This window comes from Bacteroides sp. AM23-12, from assembly GCF_003434395.1.
Classification (GTDB): domain Bacteria; phylum Bacteroidota; class Bacteroidia; order Bacteroidales; family Bacteroidaceae; genus Bacteroides; species Bacteroides thetaiotaomicron.
In genome coordinates, this window is the sequence record NZ_QTLF01000026.1 from 25,870 (window position 1) to 42,368 (window position 16,499).

A 16,499-nucleotide genomic window follows, 5' to 3' on the forward strand; every position below is an offset into this window, starting at 1 on the left:
GGAAGCAGTCTTCAAACACAAGCTTCCACTATATGACGGCTTAAATAAAAACACTATGATAACTGACGAACACATCGAACTGTTTCTGGCACAGGCACACCGCTACGGAGACGCAAAATTAATGCTTTGCAGCAGCGGTAATCTTTCCTGGAGAATCGGAGAAGAAGCACTGATTTCGGGTACAGGTTCATGGGTCCCTACCCTTGCCAAAGAAAAAGTTTCTATCTGTAATATAGCCAGCGGTACACCGACGAATGGCGTAAAACCATCTATGGAAAGCACATTCCATCTTGGCGTTCTCCGCGAACGGCCGGATGTAAATGTAGTACTCCATTTCCAGTCGGAATATGCCACTGCCATCTCTTGCATGAAAAACAAACCGACAAATTTCAACGTAACGGCAGAAATACCTTGTCATGTCGGGTCGGAAATTCCCGTGATTCCTTACTACCGGCCGGGATCTCCCGAATTAGCCAAAGCAGTAGTAGAAGCAATGCTGAAACATAATTCCGTCTTACTGACCAATCACGGACAAGTAGTATGCGGAAAAGACTTCGACCAAGTTTACGAACGGGCTACCTTCTTCGAAATGGCTTGCCGCATCATAGTTCAGTCCGGCGGTGATTACTCCGTACTGACACCGGAAGAAATAGAAGACCTGGAAATATACGTATTAGGAAAGAAAACCAAATAAGTATCCGGGAATACCATGAAAGATACCACAAGAAACACATATTTAGCAGTAGACTTTGGAGGAGGAAGCGGTCGGGTCATCGCCGGCTCCCTTCTCCAGGGAAAGCTGGAATTAGAAGAAATACACCGCTTTACCAACCGGCAGGTTAAACTCGGGAATCATGTTTACTGGGACTTTCCCGCCCTGTTCGAAGATATGAAAACCGGACTGAAACTTGCTGTACAAAAGGGATATCATGTCAAAGGAATCGGCATAGATACATGGGGAGTAGACTTCGGCCTGATTGACAAAAAAGGAAATTTACTGGGCAACCCTGTCTGCTATCGGGATGCCCGAACAGACGGAATGCCGGACAAGGTATTTCAAATACTGGATGCACAAAAGCATTACGCCTGCACAGGCATACAAGTAATGCCTATCAATACGCTGTTTCAGCTTTACAGCATGCAACAGAATCAGGACGTACTGTTAGAAGTTGCACAGCGGCTTCTCTTTATGCCCGACCTCTTCAGCTATTACCTGACGGGAGTAGCCAATAATGAATATTGCATAGCTTCCACCTCCGAACTAGTCGATGCACACCAACGAAACTGGTCGATGGATACCATCCGTACTTTGGGACTCCCCGAACACTTATTCGGAGAAATTATTCTGCCGGGAACTGTCAGAGGAACACTTAAAGAAGAGATAGGCCGTGAAACAGGATTAGGCACCGTCGACATTATCGCTGTCGGCTCGCATGACACAGCCAGTGCCGTTGCTGCCGTTCCGGCAACTGAAGGTCAAGTAGCCTTTCTCAGTTCCGGCACCTGGTCATTGTTGGGAGTCGAAGTGGATGAACCCATATTGACGGAAGAAGCGAGACTGGCTCAATTTACCAATGAAGGAGGCGTAGGCGGTCACATCCGATTCTTGCAAAACATTACCGGACTGTGGATTCTGCAACGCTTGATGAGCGAATGGAAGCTACGTGGCGAAGAACAAAGTTATGATATGATTCTTCCGCAAGCTGCGGACGCAGAAATTGACACGATTATTCCCGTGGACGATGCAGAGTTCATGAACCCCGAAAATATGGAAACAGCCCTTCTGAACTACTGCCGGAATCATTCACTTAAAGTTCCCGGAAACAAGGCAGAAATGGTCAAATGCGTACTACAGTCACTGGCCTCCAAATATCGTGAGGCGGTAGCACAGCTCAATCGTTGTCTCCCCTCTCCGATTCACCGGCTAAACATTATCGGAGGAGGCTCACAAAATAAACTGCTCAACCAACTTACTGCCAACGCACTCGGCATCCCTGTTTATGCCGGACCGGTAGAAGCCACAGCAATGGGGAATATCCTGACTCAGGCAATGGCGAAAGGAGAAATATCCAGCCTCCGGGAAATCAGAGAAGTAGTAAGCCGCAGTGTTACACCACAAGTATATTACCCTGAAAAATAAGAAAGATATGGAAACACCTCAAACTGGCTATCAAGTAAAAACCTACAACGTCCCTGTCAAGCGATATTGCCAGACTCTTGATCTACGGGATTCACCGGAGTTAATAGCTGAATATCGGAAAAGACACAGCCAGGCAGAAGTTTGGCCCGAAATCCTTGCAGGAATCCATGAAGTTGGTATCCTTGAGATGGAAATTTACATTCTCGGCACCCGTTTGTTCATGATCGTCGAAGCACCCGTCGACTTTGACTGGGACACAGCCATGGCACGTCTGAACACTCTCCCCCGGCAACAAGAATGGGAAGAATACATGTCCATCCTCCAGCAGGCCGCTCCGGGAATGAGTTCCGCTGAGAAATGGAGACCCATGGAGAGAATGTTCCATTTATATAATACCTAAAATAACAAGAAATTACCATGAAACACACTAAGCAGTCTATTATCTCAAAGGATGGCGTCAGCTATCTTATTCCATTCATACTTATTACCTCCTGCTTTGCACTGTGGGGATTTGCGAACGATATTACCAACCCGATGGTAAAGGCATTCTCCAAAATTTTCCGGATGAGCGCTACCGACGGGGCACTGGTTCAGGTAGCCTTTTACGGTGGATATTTTGCCATGGCTTTCCCTGCCGCCATGTTCATCCGCAAATTCTCTTATAAAGCCGGAGTATTGTTAGGACTCGGCCTGTATGCTTTCGGAGCCTTCTTATTCTTTCCCGCCAAGATGACAGGAGAGTATTACCCGTTTCTGATCGCTTACTTTATTCTGACCTGCGGACTCTCCTTTCTGGAAACCAGTTGCAACCCCTATATACTTTCTATGGGAACGGAAGAGACAGCTACAAGACGTCTGAACCTCGCCCAGTCTTTCAATCCAATGGGATCGCTGCTCGGAATGTACGTGGCGATGCAATTTATTCAGGCTAAACTGCACCCGATGGGCACTGATGAACGCGCTTTACTGAACGACAGTGAGTTTCAGGCCATCAAGGAAAGCGATCTTGCCGTATTGATAGCTCCTTATCTCACTATCGGACTCGTTATTCTGGCGATGCTGCTTCTGATACGATTTGTAAAAATGCCCAAGAATGGAGATCAGAATCACAAAATAGATTTCTTTCCTACGCTAAAACGTATTTTCACCCAGACACGCTATCGGGAAGGTGTAATAGCACAATTCTTCTATGTGGGTGTTCAGATTATGTGCTGGACCTTTATCATTCAGTATGGTACACGCCTGTTTATGTCGCCGGAATATGGCATGGATGAAAAAAGTGCGGAAGTTCTGTCCCAGCAATACAATATCGTAGCGATGGTTATTTTCTGTATCAGCCGCTTTATCTGTACTTTCATTCTGCGCTATCTCAATGCAGGGAAGTTGCTCATGATCCTTGCCATCTTCGGAGGCATTTTCACATTAGGAACGATCTTCCTTCAGAATATCTTCGGACTGTATTGTCTGGTAGCAGTTTCCGCCTGTATGTCTTTGATGTTCCCTACCATTTACGGAATTGCATTGAAAGGTATGGGAGACGATGCCAAGTTCGGGGCAGCCGGTCTGATTATGGCCATTTTGGGAGGTTCCATACTTCCTCCCTTGCAAGCAAGCATTATTGACATGAAAGAGATAGCTTCCATGCCGGCTGTCAATGTATCATTCATTTTGCCATTCATTTGTTTCCTGGTAATCATCGGTTATGGCTACCGTACAGTGAAAAGGAACTGGTAAAAACTAACTTTAAGATAGTGACACTATCCTGTTGCGATAGTGTCAGCATCCCACTCATATAGTGACACTATCCGGACCGGATGGTGTCACTATCTTTTTTCTTTTTTATAAACTATTCCTTTTTTCTTCGTATCTTAATTTAATTTGTTTACATTTGTCTTTCGATTTCAATAATCTGTTAACCCGATGACCCCAGATCAAGACGAAAGACTTTTAGCGCAACAATTCGAAACAATATTCACGAAGTATTATTCAGTAGTGAAATATTTCGCCCTAATGCTGCTTAAATCCGAAGAAGACGCGAAGGATATTACCCAAGATGTTTTCACTAAACTATGGACTAAGCCTGAATTATGGGCAGAAGTTCCTAATCCGACTCCTTATATCTATACTCTTACTAAAAGTACAACTCTCAATTTTATCAAACACAAAAAAGTAGAATTGGCTTATCAGGAGAAAATTATAGAAAAAACTCTCATCGACGAACTTTTCCAATCAGAAGATACACTCAACCCCATCTATTATAAAGAGGCGCAACTAATCATCAAATTAGTTCTCGAACGTCTCCCGGAACAACGCAGAATGATTTTCGAAATGAGTCGTTTCAAGCATATGAGCAATCTTGAAATAGCCGAGAAACTAAATATTTCGAGACGAACAGTGGAACATCATATCTACTTAACTCTGCTTGAAATGAAAAAAATCATCTTTTTTGCATTTTTTCTGCTACTCCCTTAAGTAAGCTGCCTTAGTTAATTGAAGTATTAATATAACAGTTATAACATTAATACCTCAATATGAAGAATTACTTTCAGAAAATAATAACATTATTCACCGGAAATGACTATCCGGAATCTACTCAGCAAGACTTCTACAAGTGGCTGGTAGATGAAGAGCATACTTCCGAAAAAGACGAAGCATTACAAAAATTATGGGATGAGGCTCATAAACGGGGAACCGCAACCGATATGCAGGAGTCTTATGAACTTTTGAAAAAGAATGCCGGAATACCTCCCATACAACGAAAAAGAACAATCCGACCGATTCGTATGTGGCAGGCTGTCGCTGCGGTTTTCTTTATAGTGGCCGCATCTTCGGTTTACCTTTCTACCATCGGTAAAGATGCAGAAGAGAACCTTATTCAACAATATATTCCTACTGCTGAAATAAGGACTCTCACTTTACCCGATGGAACTCAGGTACAGCTGAACTCACAAAGTACACTTTTATATCCGCAAAACTTTACCGGGAAAAACCGTAGCGTATTTTTAATCGGCGAAGCCAACTTTAAAGTCAAACCGGATAAGAAACATCCGTTCATCGTCAAATCCAATGATTTTCAGGTGACAGCTTTGGGTACGGAGTTCAACATTTCAGCTTATCCGGAAAATCCGGTGTTGGCAGCCACATTGATTTCAGGAAGCGTATTGGTAGAATACAATGATTTAAAATCGCAGGTGATTCTAAAACCGAATGAGCAGTTGGCTTATAACAAAAATACTCATTACCATAGCCTGGACCATCCGGACATGAAAGAAGTTACCGCCTGGCAACGTGGAGAACTTGTGTTCAGAGAAATGTCCGTCAAAGATATCATCACAATCCTTGAACGTAAATATCCTTATACATTCGAGTATCAGCTCAAAACGCTGAAAGACGACAGATACAGTTTCAGGTTTAAAGACCAGGCACCACTATCTGAGGTAATGGATGTGATAGTAAATGTAGTAGGTCAAATGGACTATAAGATAAAAGGAGACCGCTGTTACTTAATCCCCAAGTAACGGGTATCATCCCAAAAGAAAAACAGTAAAAAAACAACAATATAATAACCTTTTTAACCACTAAAGACTCATGCAAAAAAGTATCCGGAACGGAGCCCTAACTCTATCCCGGATATGAAATCAAAATTCTCAATATTAGAGTTTTACTCTATTCAATTACCGTGAAATAATTTAGTTAATAACCTAATACTAAGAAAATGCTACAAATTTATGAATTTATAGTAGATCAAACCGCAAAGGGAAGAAGTTTTTTACTTTTTTTCTGTTTGTTGATGATGCAAACACCCTCCTTTGCACAAAATAGTGCCAAGATCACGATTCAGAAGAAAAATATATCTGTTATCGAGGCACTTAAGGAAATAGAAAAACAATCCGATTATTCTGTCGGATACAATGATTCGCAACTGAAAAACAAGCCTGTTTTAAATCTTGACCTAAAAGCAGCGACACTTGAATATGCCCTTTCGCAAATCCTTCGGGGAAGTGGATTTACTTATCAGTTCAAAGATAAGTATATCATGATTATTCCCGACAAGAAACTTAAAGAAACTCCTACAAAAAAAGTAAGTGGAATAGTAATCGATGAAAATAATGAGCCACTGATCGGAGTGAATATTAAAGTAGAAGGAAGCTCTGAAGGTGCAATCACCGACATTGATGGTAATTTCAATATAATGGCTCCTCAAGGCAGCACATTAAGCTTCACTTACGTGGGATATACACCTCAAACTGTAAAAATAACAGATAAGAATATCTACGAAATAAGATTGGCAAGTGATACTAAACAACTGAACGAAGTGGTAGTCACCGCTTTAGGTATCAAACGCGAACAAAAAGCGTTAAGTTACAATGTACAACAAGTCAAGAGCGATCAATTGACTACAATCAAAGACGCCAACTTCGTCAACAGCTTGAGTGGCAAGGTAGCAGGTGTCATTATCAATAGCAGTTCTTCCGGTGTCGGCGGTGCCAGCAAAGTAGTGATGCGCGGTACAAAATCCATCGAAAAGAGTAATAATGCACTTTATGTAATCGACGGTATACCTATGTATAACTTCGGAGGTGGTGGCAGCACAGAATTTGGTTCAAAAGGAGAGACGGAAAGTATTGCCGACCTCAATCCGGATGACATCGAAAGTCTGTCCGTTCTTACGGGAGCAGCCGCAGCCGCCCTTTATGGTAGCAATGCTGCAAATGGAGCTATTATTGTCACTACAAAAAAAGGGAAAATAGGGAAATTACAGGCCAGTGTTTCTACCGGCATCGACTGGTTGAAACCATTCGTAATGCCTAAGTTTCAAAACCGTTACGGGACAGGAAGTAACGGTAAATCTGACGGTTCCACCGTATGGAGCTGGGGACCGAAGATGGGAAACAGTCCTGGCTACGACCCCAACGACTTTCTAAAAACAGGAGCTGTTTACAACAATTCAGTCACTTTATCCACCGGTACGGAAAAGAACCAGACTTTCTTCTCTGCCGCTGCGCTGAACTCCGACGGAATGATTCCCAACAATAGGTATAACAGATATAATTTTACTTTCCGCAACACTACAAGTTTCCTCAATGACAAGATGAAACTAGACGTAGGAGCCAGCTACATCCTGCAAAACGACCGTAATATGACTAATCAGGGACAGTATTCCAATCCTTTAGTTCCTGCTTACCTTTATCCGCGTGGTGATAATTTCTCTACAGTCAAGGTCTTTGAACGCTACAACGAAGCTCGCAAAATCAACGAACAGTTCTGGCCATCGGGCGAAGGTGACCTCCGCATGCAGAATCCTTATTGGATAGCCTATCGTAATCTACGTGAAAACAGTAAAAAACGTTATATGCTCTCTGCAGGATTAACTTACGACGTACTCGACTGGCTAAGTTTATCAGGACGCATCCGCATAGATAATTCAAACAACACGTATGAGCAAAAATACTATGCAAGTACCATCACTACACTTACCGAAGGTAGCGAACAAGGATACTACGGCATAGAAAAGAGTGGAAACAGCCAGACGTACGCTGACTTTCTTGTAAATATTAACAAGAGAGTGGGCGACTTCACTATCGTAGCCAATATTGGTACATCATTAAGCGACAACAGCTATGATATGCTAGGCTACAACGGTCCGATACAGGAAAAAGGAATACCTAATGTATTCAACGTATTCGACCTTGATAACACAAAGAAACGCGCCACACAAGAAGGATGGGAAGAAATGACCCAATCCATATTTGCAAGTGCGGAAGTGGGATGGAAGAGTATGCTCTATCTTACTTTAACAGGACGTAACGACTGGGCTTCACAATTACTGGGTTCGTCACAAACCTCTTTCTTCTATCCCTCCGTCGGACTTTCCGGCGTGATCAGCGAAATGGTCAAGCTCCCCGAATGGATTGATTATTTGAAAGTACGCGGATCATTCAGTTCCGTAGGTATGCCCTACCCTCGATTCCTGACTATCCCAACTTATAAATATGATACCACGATATTAGGATGGCTACCCAAAACACATTATCCTATCGGTAAGCTTTATCCGGAACGTACGGATTCATGGGAAGCCGGCTTAGACGCCACTTTCTTCAAAGACCTTCGCCTAAGTGCTTCATTCTACTATGCCAATACTTATAACCAAACCTTCGACCCCAAAATATCCGCTTCCTTCGGATACTCCAAATTCTACGTTCAAACAGGTTACGTTCGCAATATGGGTATGGAAGGAATGTTGAGCTACGGACACCGCTGGAATGAATTTGGCTGGAATAGCAATTTTACTTTCTCATGGAATAAAAACAAGATTATTGAATTAGTAAAAGACTTCCATCACCCCGAGACAGGCAAGATACTCAATATACCCGAACTTGAAATGAATGGCTTGGGCTATTCACGTTTCATCTTGAAAGAAGGCGGAACTTTGGGCGACCTCTACTCTAAAGCCGACCTTGTACGTAATGACAAAGGTTATATTGAGATGGACGCCAATGGTGCTTTGGCCAAAGATGCCAACGTAGAACCGATCAAATTGGGAAGCGTGTTACCTAAAGCCAACTTTGCTTTCAGTAACGAGTTCACATACAAAGGTGTTTCTGCCGGCTTCCTGCTTTCCTGCCGGTTGGGAGGTATCGTTTATTCTGCCACGCAAGCAGCTCTCGACCAATACGGAGTATCTGAAGCCAGTGCAAAAGCCCGCGACGCAGGTGGTGTAGTTATCAACGGACGCACTATGATCAATGCCCAGCAATGGTACGAGACAATTGGTAGTTCCAGCGGACTCCCGCAATACTATACTTACAGCGCGACTAATATTCGCCTGCAAGAAGCACATATCGGATATACTATTCCCCGCCGTTGGTTGAAAAACATATGTGATATCAACGTGTCTTTGGTAGGACGTAATCTCTGGATGATTTATTGCAAAGCACCTTTCGATCCCGAATCAGTCGCTACTACCAGCAACTATTATCAAGGGATAGATTACTTCATGATGCCGAGCACCCGCAACATCGGGTTTAATGTTAAGTTTAACTTCTAAAACCATGAAATTTATGAAAAACCTGCGATATATGCTGATAGCAGCATGTTCAGCCTGCCTGCTTCTACCTTTGGGAAGTTGCATGGATACGGACATGAACCGTAATAAATACGAAGTGGACAGCGAAGAAATCGGCCGTGAAAACTACGACCTCGGCTCCACTATCAGAGGCCTGCAAGGCTTAGTAATACCTGCACAAGAGCATCTTTACCAATTCATGGAAGCCATGTGTGGTGGTTCTTATGCAGGATATTTCGGTGAAACACGTACCGGATGGCTGGAGAAATACTCTACCTATAATCCTAAAACCGACTGGTTGAAGGCACCATTTACAGATGTTATATCAGAAACATATCCTAAATATTATGCAGTTTTACAACATGAAGATGCCCCTGTAGCCCTTGCATTAGCCAAACTGCTACGAGTAACTATCATGCAACGCGTGACGGACATTTACGGCCCTATCCCCTATAGCAAAGTGTTAGTATCCGGAGAAGGTTCTGAAAGCGATGGACTGAATGCGGCTTACGATTCACAGAAAGATGTCTACATGCGTATGTTTCAAGAACTTGAAGAAGCCGATCAGGCACTTGAAGACAACATGACAGAAGGCAATAGCGGATTTGAAAAGCTGGATGATGTCTACTACGGAAAACTACAACAATGGCGCCTTTTTCTCCATTCACTACAACTACGCATGGCTATGCGCCTATGCTACACCGATATGGCTGCCGAAGCCCAAAGCATTGCCGAGAAAGCCGTAACGGCAGGAGTGATCGAAAAGAACGACGACAATGCCTTATTCCATGTAGCAGAAAATCGCTCAGCACTCTGCTTCAACGATTGGAAAGACTATCGTGTAGGAGCCGATATCATCTGTTACATGAATGGTTATGCAGACCCACGTCGGGATAAATATTTTACCAAGGTGAAGAATAACGACCAGGAAGGTTATTACGGCATGCGTATCGGCATAAATTCACCATTTTCTGATGACGACATGATAACATCGTACTCCAATCGTTTGATGACCGCCAGCGATCCTTATGTATGGATGACTGCCTCCGAAGTAGCATTCCTGCGAGCCGAAGGAGCATTACGCAAATGGAATATGGGCGGTGAAGCCAAAGATTTCTACGAAACAGGGGTTAAGCTTTCTTTTGAAGAACATGGAGCCAGCGGAGCGGAAGACTACCTGAATTCAATAGCCTCTCCAAGTGGCTATACTGACCCGCTAGGTTCGTATAGCACAGGTAGCCCCGCCAACATTACAGTAAAATGGAATGAAATGGGAGAACAGGCATTCGAAGAGAATTTGGAACGTATCATTACCCAAAAGTGGATTGCACTTTTCCCCAACGGCATTGAATCATGGAGTGAACACAGGCGTACCGGATATCCCAAATTATTGCCTGTTGTCGTGAACAAAGGCCGCAATGTTAGTACCGAAGCCGGCATGCGCCGACTCATGTATCCCAACGAAGAATACACCCAGAATTCTTTCCACCTTAACAATGCCATTAATGTATTGATAAAGGAAAGTAGTAATAATCAGGGGGGAGATACCGGTGGTACCCATGTATGGTGGGATCGTAAAGCAAACAAGTAAGAATCTTTAAAAACTAAGATAATATGAAAAATAAAAACCTTATATTCAGTTTCCTTACCGTCGTCACTCTCACGATTGGTGCAGGCTGTCTATGGATATCGTGTGACGATTGGACCGAAACGGAACAGGTGGACTACGGAGTAACTACCCCCGATGGTCAGAACCCTGAACTATATGCCCGTTACACACAAGCTGTTCGCAACTATAAAAGTCGCAAACACTATGCCGTATGTGTACGCTTCGACAATGGACATAGCGGAGACGGAGAAAAAGACTTTCTTCGTTCGATGCCGGATAGCATTGATGCCGTCATTCTGGAAAATGCGGTAACACTTAATTCAGCCGATCTGGAAGACATTCCTGTATTGCAGACTAATTTTGCAACAAAGATTCTTTTTAGTTTCAACCTGACCAGTATCAAAGAGAATGCAGAAAGTTCAGGACAAGAAATCAAAACACTTCTGACTCCCGCTTTAGAACAAATGGTATCCGCCATTAACGACAATGGACTTGACGGAGCCTCAATCTCCTACACCGGTGACATCGGACTTGGTAATAACGCAGCAGTCAATGCAAGTATAGCCGAGATGCGTCAGTTACTGCTTGACAAGATTACACCGTTAGCAAAAAATGGAAAAATCTTTTTTCTGGAAAGTAATCCACTTTTTATTCCCGAAGCGAACCGGGATGTATTCACCCGCTACGTACTCAATACTACTTCCTCTAAAAATGCCAGCCAGTTACGTCTTCTGATTAATGAAGCTATCTATTATGCAGGTATTCCCTCGGACAAGCTGCTCATTACCGGCGATCCGGAGCTAATGACTACAGACAATAATGACGGGCTTGTCTCACAAGTGCCTTTCTTCGCCATACAGGTAATAGACTGCGGGCCTATCGGCGGCTTAATGATACAGAATGTCGCTGCAGATTATTCGCATGCTAACATCACCTATAAGGAGACACGTGGTGCCATACAGACTTTAAACCCTTCACCTTTAAAATAAACACAGGAGGAATCTAAGATGAAAAAGCAAAAAATACGATTCGCAATTTTCATGTTGTTACTTGCTGTCACTGCTTGCGACAATGCCGATTATAGTAAAAGCGCCCCCTTCGACAACGGTGTCTATTTAAGTGTAGCCGAAAGTAAAACGTCGGAGACTATGACATTCAACAAAACGATTATTCAGCGCGAAAAGAGCTTCACAGCCAGGCTGGCATATCCTGCTGGTACTGATGTTACGGTCAACGTAACAGTTGACCCTTCACAAGTAGAAGCCTACAACTCACGCAATAATACCAGCTATGATATATTGCCGGCCAAACATTACCGATTGGAGAGCAACGAAATGACAATACGCGCAGGCAAAATCAATTCAGCTCCGTTACATATTTATTTTGAAAACCTGACAGAATTGGAGATTGATAAAGCATATCTCTGCCCAGTGTCTCTTAATTCCGCACAAGGTGTAGGCCTATTGGATGGCTCAACCACCTACTGGTATATAGTGAAACGCTCCAGCGCCATCACTACCGCTGTTGACTTACGCTATTGCTACGTCGAAGTTCCCGGATTCTATGTACCCAAATGGGGAACAGAGCCTGCCGGCAATGCTGCTCATCTGAACAATTTGAAGGCTGTCACCTTTGAAATAATCACCCGTATATCCAATTTCGACGAAGCCAATACAGACATTTCCAGTCTGATGGGCATCGAGCAATATTTCTGTTTCCGGGCAGGCGATGCAGGCTTCCCACGTCAACAGTTGCAGATACAGACTCCGGCAGGAAAGTTCCCCGAAGCCAACAAAGCCAAATTACTGAAAGAAAATGAATGGTACCATCTCGCACTAACGTACGACATTGCCACCAAAACAATTATTTTCTACGTCAATGGAAAAGAACAAAGCCGAAGCACTAACTATGGCAACAGCGAATTCTCCGAAATAAAACTTGCCAACCGCAAACAGGAAAGTTTTCCCGGTGCAAGCGATGGTGACTGGCTTTTCTACATAGGACGTTCTTATAATGACCGCTGGCTTATCGACCGTCAACTTAACGGTAATGTCTGTGAGGCACGTATCTGGGATGTAGCACGTACACAACAGGAAATCTGGAAAAACATGTACGACATTGAAGATCCGGAAAATGAAGCACACCTCGCTGCTTACTGGAAATTCAATGAAGGAAGCGGCAATGATATCAAGGATTACTCCAAATATCATAACGATGCACACATTGTTCGTTATTGGAAAGATTTCAATAGCAAAGAAGAATATGACGTAAAAAATGAGGAACTATGGCCAAGCGGCATAGAAGTTCCGCAAGTGAATAGGGAAGATTAGAAATGAGAAACTTATAAAAATCAAAATATGAAACAAATATTGAAACATATACTGATTCTGGCATTTGCGGCAGGTTTTATTGGGACTGCCTGCGAAAATAACGATCTTAATATCGATGCCGGTACATTCCCCGAAACCGGAGGTATAGGTCTTTCTATGGGTATATTACAAAGCGATAATTATGCGATGGAAAACCCACAGATAAACATGGACCATGCCAGTTTGAGCGATCAATTTCACATCAGCTTAACAGAACCGGCTTCACAAACAGGAAATTATACCGTAAAAGTAGACGAATCGAAAGTACTGGACTTCAATTCGAAGCACGGAACGAATTACCCTCTGTATCCTACAGAATACGTAGATTTAGGTAACAGTGGAAAAATGACAATAGAGAAAGGAGAACAGCAGTCAAACTCTGTCTCTATTGCTTTCAAATATGATGAAGCCATAGAAGATTCTGTTATTTATGTGCTCCCTCTGACAGTAGAAGAGAACAATAGTTCCCCGGCCATATCTAGTGAACGCAAAACATTATATTATATAATTAATGTATGGGGAATGGCTCCTGCCGAATATAACGCTATAAAGAAAAACTTCATTCAGATAGCAGGGGTAGATCCCGAATTCACCAATCCTCTACTGCTCAACAAGCTCTATTTTGAATCTATGTCTCTTTCATCACCAGAAGTAGATTACTACAATCCATTCGATATAATCAACCTACAGTTCGCTACCGTCAAGGCAGACGATAATCAGTTGCCATCCTTATATCTAAAAGATGATCTGGCATACGTACTAAAAAAACGTGAGAAGTACATTGTACCATTACAACAGTTAGACCACAAAGTTTGCCTTGCCATTAAGGGAGCCGGAGAAGGAATTGGGTTTTCCAATCTGGGAGAAAAAGAAATGATGATATTTGTAGAAAGAATAAAACAAATGATTGATATATATCATTTAGATGGAGTCAATCTATATGATGCTAATTTTTCCTATGAAGAAAGTAATGAAAACATTAATTACTCAAACAATCTATGCAAATTCGTAGAATCTCTACGAGATAAGCTAGGAAACAAGATCATAACCTATACACAAACTTCTGAATCTCCGGAAGGGATTACTAATGACGCTAATTTGAAATTAGGAGAACTTGTAGATTATGCTTGGTGTGATCAATTGAACACAATTATTGATCCTTGGAGTACTCCTGAAAAATGGACACGTCCTATTGCAGGATTAAACAAAGAAAAATGGGGAGCTTTGAACACTGATATACATATATCAAGTGAACAAACTAATATTTTAGATCAAGTGATAGAAATGTTTACTCAACCCTCACCAATGATAACCGCTGGAATAAACCATGTATTTGTAGTAAATAGAGTAGACTATGTTAGTGCAGGAACGGAATCTTATGCACCGACTTATATGGCTTATGGTGCTATCTGTAACTTATGTGATATGGAAAAAGAATATTTTGTAACAGGTATTAACTCTCCAAATAATCAATACCTCAACATTCATGATCTTCTCATGCCTAAAGATTATTAAGATATAACATTCATATTTATAAAGCATCTGTGAATATGGACAAACTGAGAAAGGAGATGCAGAATATTTACGCATAAAAATCAGACTATGAAGGAGGAACTTCCACCAAACACGTATCCTATCAATGCCAAAGACATGTCTTCCGCATTGATTATAAGAAAAGAAAAATCATTAAATCAATTTTAAAATTTACATTATGAAAAACTTGTATAAAATTTTAGCGTCATCTATCGCTATATTTGCATTTTGCGCATGCTCACAAGAAGAAATGCCAGTAAACCAATCAGATAATAATCAATCTGAAGTAGTCACCCGTTCGGGCACAGGTATTAAAAACATCGTTTATATTGAAGTAAATGATATCAATCCTCTTAATGCAGGGTCATATATTATGGATGATGCTCCATTTTTCGATTATGTAATTCTGTTCGCTGCCAACATAAGAGGTGTAGGCTCAGACGCTACTTTATATAACAATCCAAATGTACAGTACATTTTGGACCACAAAGACACTCTGATTAAGCCTCTTCAAGACAAAGGTATCAAAGTTTTACTCGGTCTATTAGGTGACCATACAGGACTCGGATTCGCAAACATGAATTCAGCTCAGACTGAACAGTTTGCTACCGCCGTTGCCAATGCTGTTAGTCAATATGGATTAGATGGTGTAGACTTTGACGACGAATGGGCTGAATACGGAAGAAATGGTTATCCATCTGGAAGTACAGGCTCTTTCTCCAATTTGATTACTGCGCTCCACAACAAAATGCCAAACAAAACTATTACAGCTTTCAATTACGGCTATGCCTATGAGCTTACAAACGTAAATAGTTATATTAACTATGGTATTTATGCATACTTTAACTCTGCATCATGGAGTACAGGTTTTGGCATGCCGAATAGCAAATGGGCACCTTATACCATCAACCTTAACAGTGCCCCATCTGCTAGTAGTGCCCAAATTTATGCAACACAAGTTGCAAATAAAGGTTATGGTGCTATCGGTTACTATGACCTTAGAGCCAACAATATCGTAAGCGTATTGAATGGTGTTGCAAAAGGAGCTTTCAATTCTACTTGTACTTATGACGGTAATTCTTATCCAAAGAATTATTAACCAAAAGCTTTAAAGCATCACACTTGATGAAGTATTAAAATACACTTCTCCCTCTTTCAACAAAAGAGGGGGAAGTAGTTTAAAGTGAGAGAGTAATGTATTTCTTCACATGTTCCTTTTTAGTAAAGGAAACATGTGAAGAATTACTCATACAACATTTATTAGATAATATATCCTTCGGAAGCTACTCACTCTTCCAACGCTCATATAATTAACTGGAGGGAAAGTTACGTGCAAAAAAAGAAGAGAAGTAGCAACCGAGGATAATCAGATGAATGCTGTGACATTTTTGTATCTAATCTAATTATTATAAGGGGAAAAGCAAAAATGTCACAGCACTACTAATCAACACTTTACCCCCAAAAACAGTTCTTTTTTCTACAAGTTTACAAAAATCATCTATATACTTTTCACTTTTTCATAGAAGAAAACTGCACTTTTTTCACTCCCCCCTATCCAATCATAAAGAAACAATAAAGTTACAGTGGAGTAATCAGACAGGCAGACTTGTGCAACAAGTCTGCTACAGTTATGCATCCCTGTAGCTACACAAGTGCAACAGAATAAAACATAAGCAACAAGCGGCTAATAGCTGGCAAGAATTCATTAATTCATATGGTAGAATGCTTTAAACCAACCTGATAAATATAAGAAAAGATATATAGCATTATACCAATTTATTA

Annotated in this window: 12 protein-coding genes; all 12 read left to right on the plus strand. The window is 41.8% G+C overall.

Going from position 1 to position 16,499, the window contains the following annotated elements; all coding sequences use genetic code 11:
- Positions 1-55: 55 nt before the first annotated feature.
- On the plus strand, positions 56-694 hold the full coding sequence (locus DW640_RS17835; protein WP_008763022.1) for a class II aldolase/adducin family protein: 639 nt from the start codon (positions 56-58) through the stop codon (positions 692-694).
- Between the two features lie 15 nt (positions 695-709).
- Positions 710-2,140: a rhamnulokinase family protein gene (locus DW640_RS17840; protein ID WP_117578783.1), complete on the plus strand. Its 1,431-nt coding sequence runs from the start codon at positions 710-712 to the stop codon at positions 2,138-2,140.
- A gap of 7 nt (positions 2,141-2,147) precedes the next feature.
- Positions 2,148-2,540 carry an L-rhamnose mutarotase gene (locus DW640_RS17845; protein ID WP_008763020.1) on the plus strand — a complete coding sequence of 131 codons (393 nt, stop codon included), beginning with the start codon at positions 2,148-2,150 and terminating at the stop codon, positions 2,538-2,540.
- Between the two features lie 17 nt (positions 2,541-2,557).
- Complete coding sequence (gene fucP, locus DW640_RS17850) at positions 2,558-3,874, plus strand: L-fucose:H+ symporter permease (protein ID WP_008763019.1); 1,317 nt, start codon at positions 2,558-2,560, stop codon at positions 3,872-3,874.
- 186 nt (positions 3,875-4,060) lie between these two features.
- Positions 4,061-4,612: an RNA polymerase sigma-70 factor gene (locus DW640_RS17855; RefSeq protein WP_008763018.1), complete on the plus strand. Its 552-nt coding sequence runs from the start codon at positions 4,061-4,063 to the stop codon at positions 4,610-4,612.
- A 59-nt stretch (positions 4,613-4,671) separates the two neighbouring features.
- Positions 4,672-5,658 carry a FecR family protein gene (locus DW640_RS17860; RefSeq protein ID WP_048696616.1) on the plus strand — a complete coding sequence of 329 codons (987 nt, stop codon included), beginning with the start codon at positions 4,672-4,674 and terminating at the stop codon, positions 5,656-5,658.
- 197 nt (positions 5,659-5,855) lie between these two features.
- A complete protein-coding gene (locus DW640_RS17865) occupies positions 5,856-9,188 on the plus strand; it encodes a TonB-dependent receptor (RefSeq protein ID WP_008764985.1) in 3,333 nt (1,110 codons plus the stop codon).
- 13 nt (positions 9,189-9,201) lie between these two features.
- Positions 9,202-10,797, plus strand: a complete 1,596-nt coding sequence (locus DW640_RS17870) for a RagB/SusD family nutrient uptake outer membrane protein (protein ID WP_008763016.1) — start codon at positions 9,202-9,204, stop codon at positions 10,795-10,797.
- A gap of 23 nt (positions 10,798-10,820) precedes the next feature.
- Entirely contained in the window at positions 10,821-11,804 is a 984-nt protein-coding gene (locus DW640_RS17875) for a glycoside hydrolase family 18 (RefSeq protein ID WP_048696611.1), read from the plus strand.
- 18 nt (positions 11,805-11,822) lie between these two features.
- Positions 11,823-13,145, plus strand: coding sequence for a DUF1735 and LamG domain-containing protein (locus tag DW640_RS17880; RefSeq protein ID WP_048696608.1), 1,323 nt, complete (start codon positions 11,823-11,825; stop codon positions 13,143-13,145).
- Between the two features lie 27 nt (positions 13,146-13,172).
- Positions 13,173-14,699, plus strand: coding sequence for a BT_3987 domain-containing protein (locus tag DW640_RS17885; RefSeq protein ID WP_048696605.1), 1,527 nt, complete (start codon positions 13,173-13,175; stop codon positions 14,697-14,699).
- Between the two features lie 196 nt (positions 14,700-14,895).
- Positions 14,896-15,816 carry an endo-beta-N-acetylglucosaminidase family protein gene (locus DW640_RS17890; RefSeq protein ID WP_048696603.1) on the plus strand — a complete coding sequence of 307 codons (921 nt, stop codon included), beginning with the start codon at positions 14,896-14,898 and terminating at the stop codon, positions 15,814-15,816.
- Positions 15,817-16,499 lie beyond the last annotated feature (683 nt).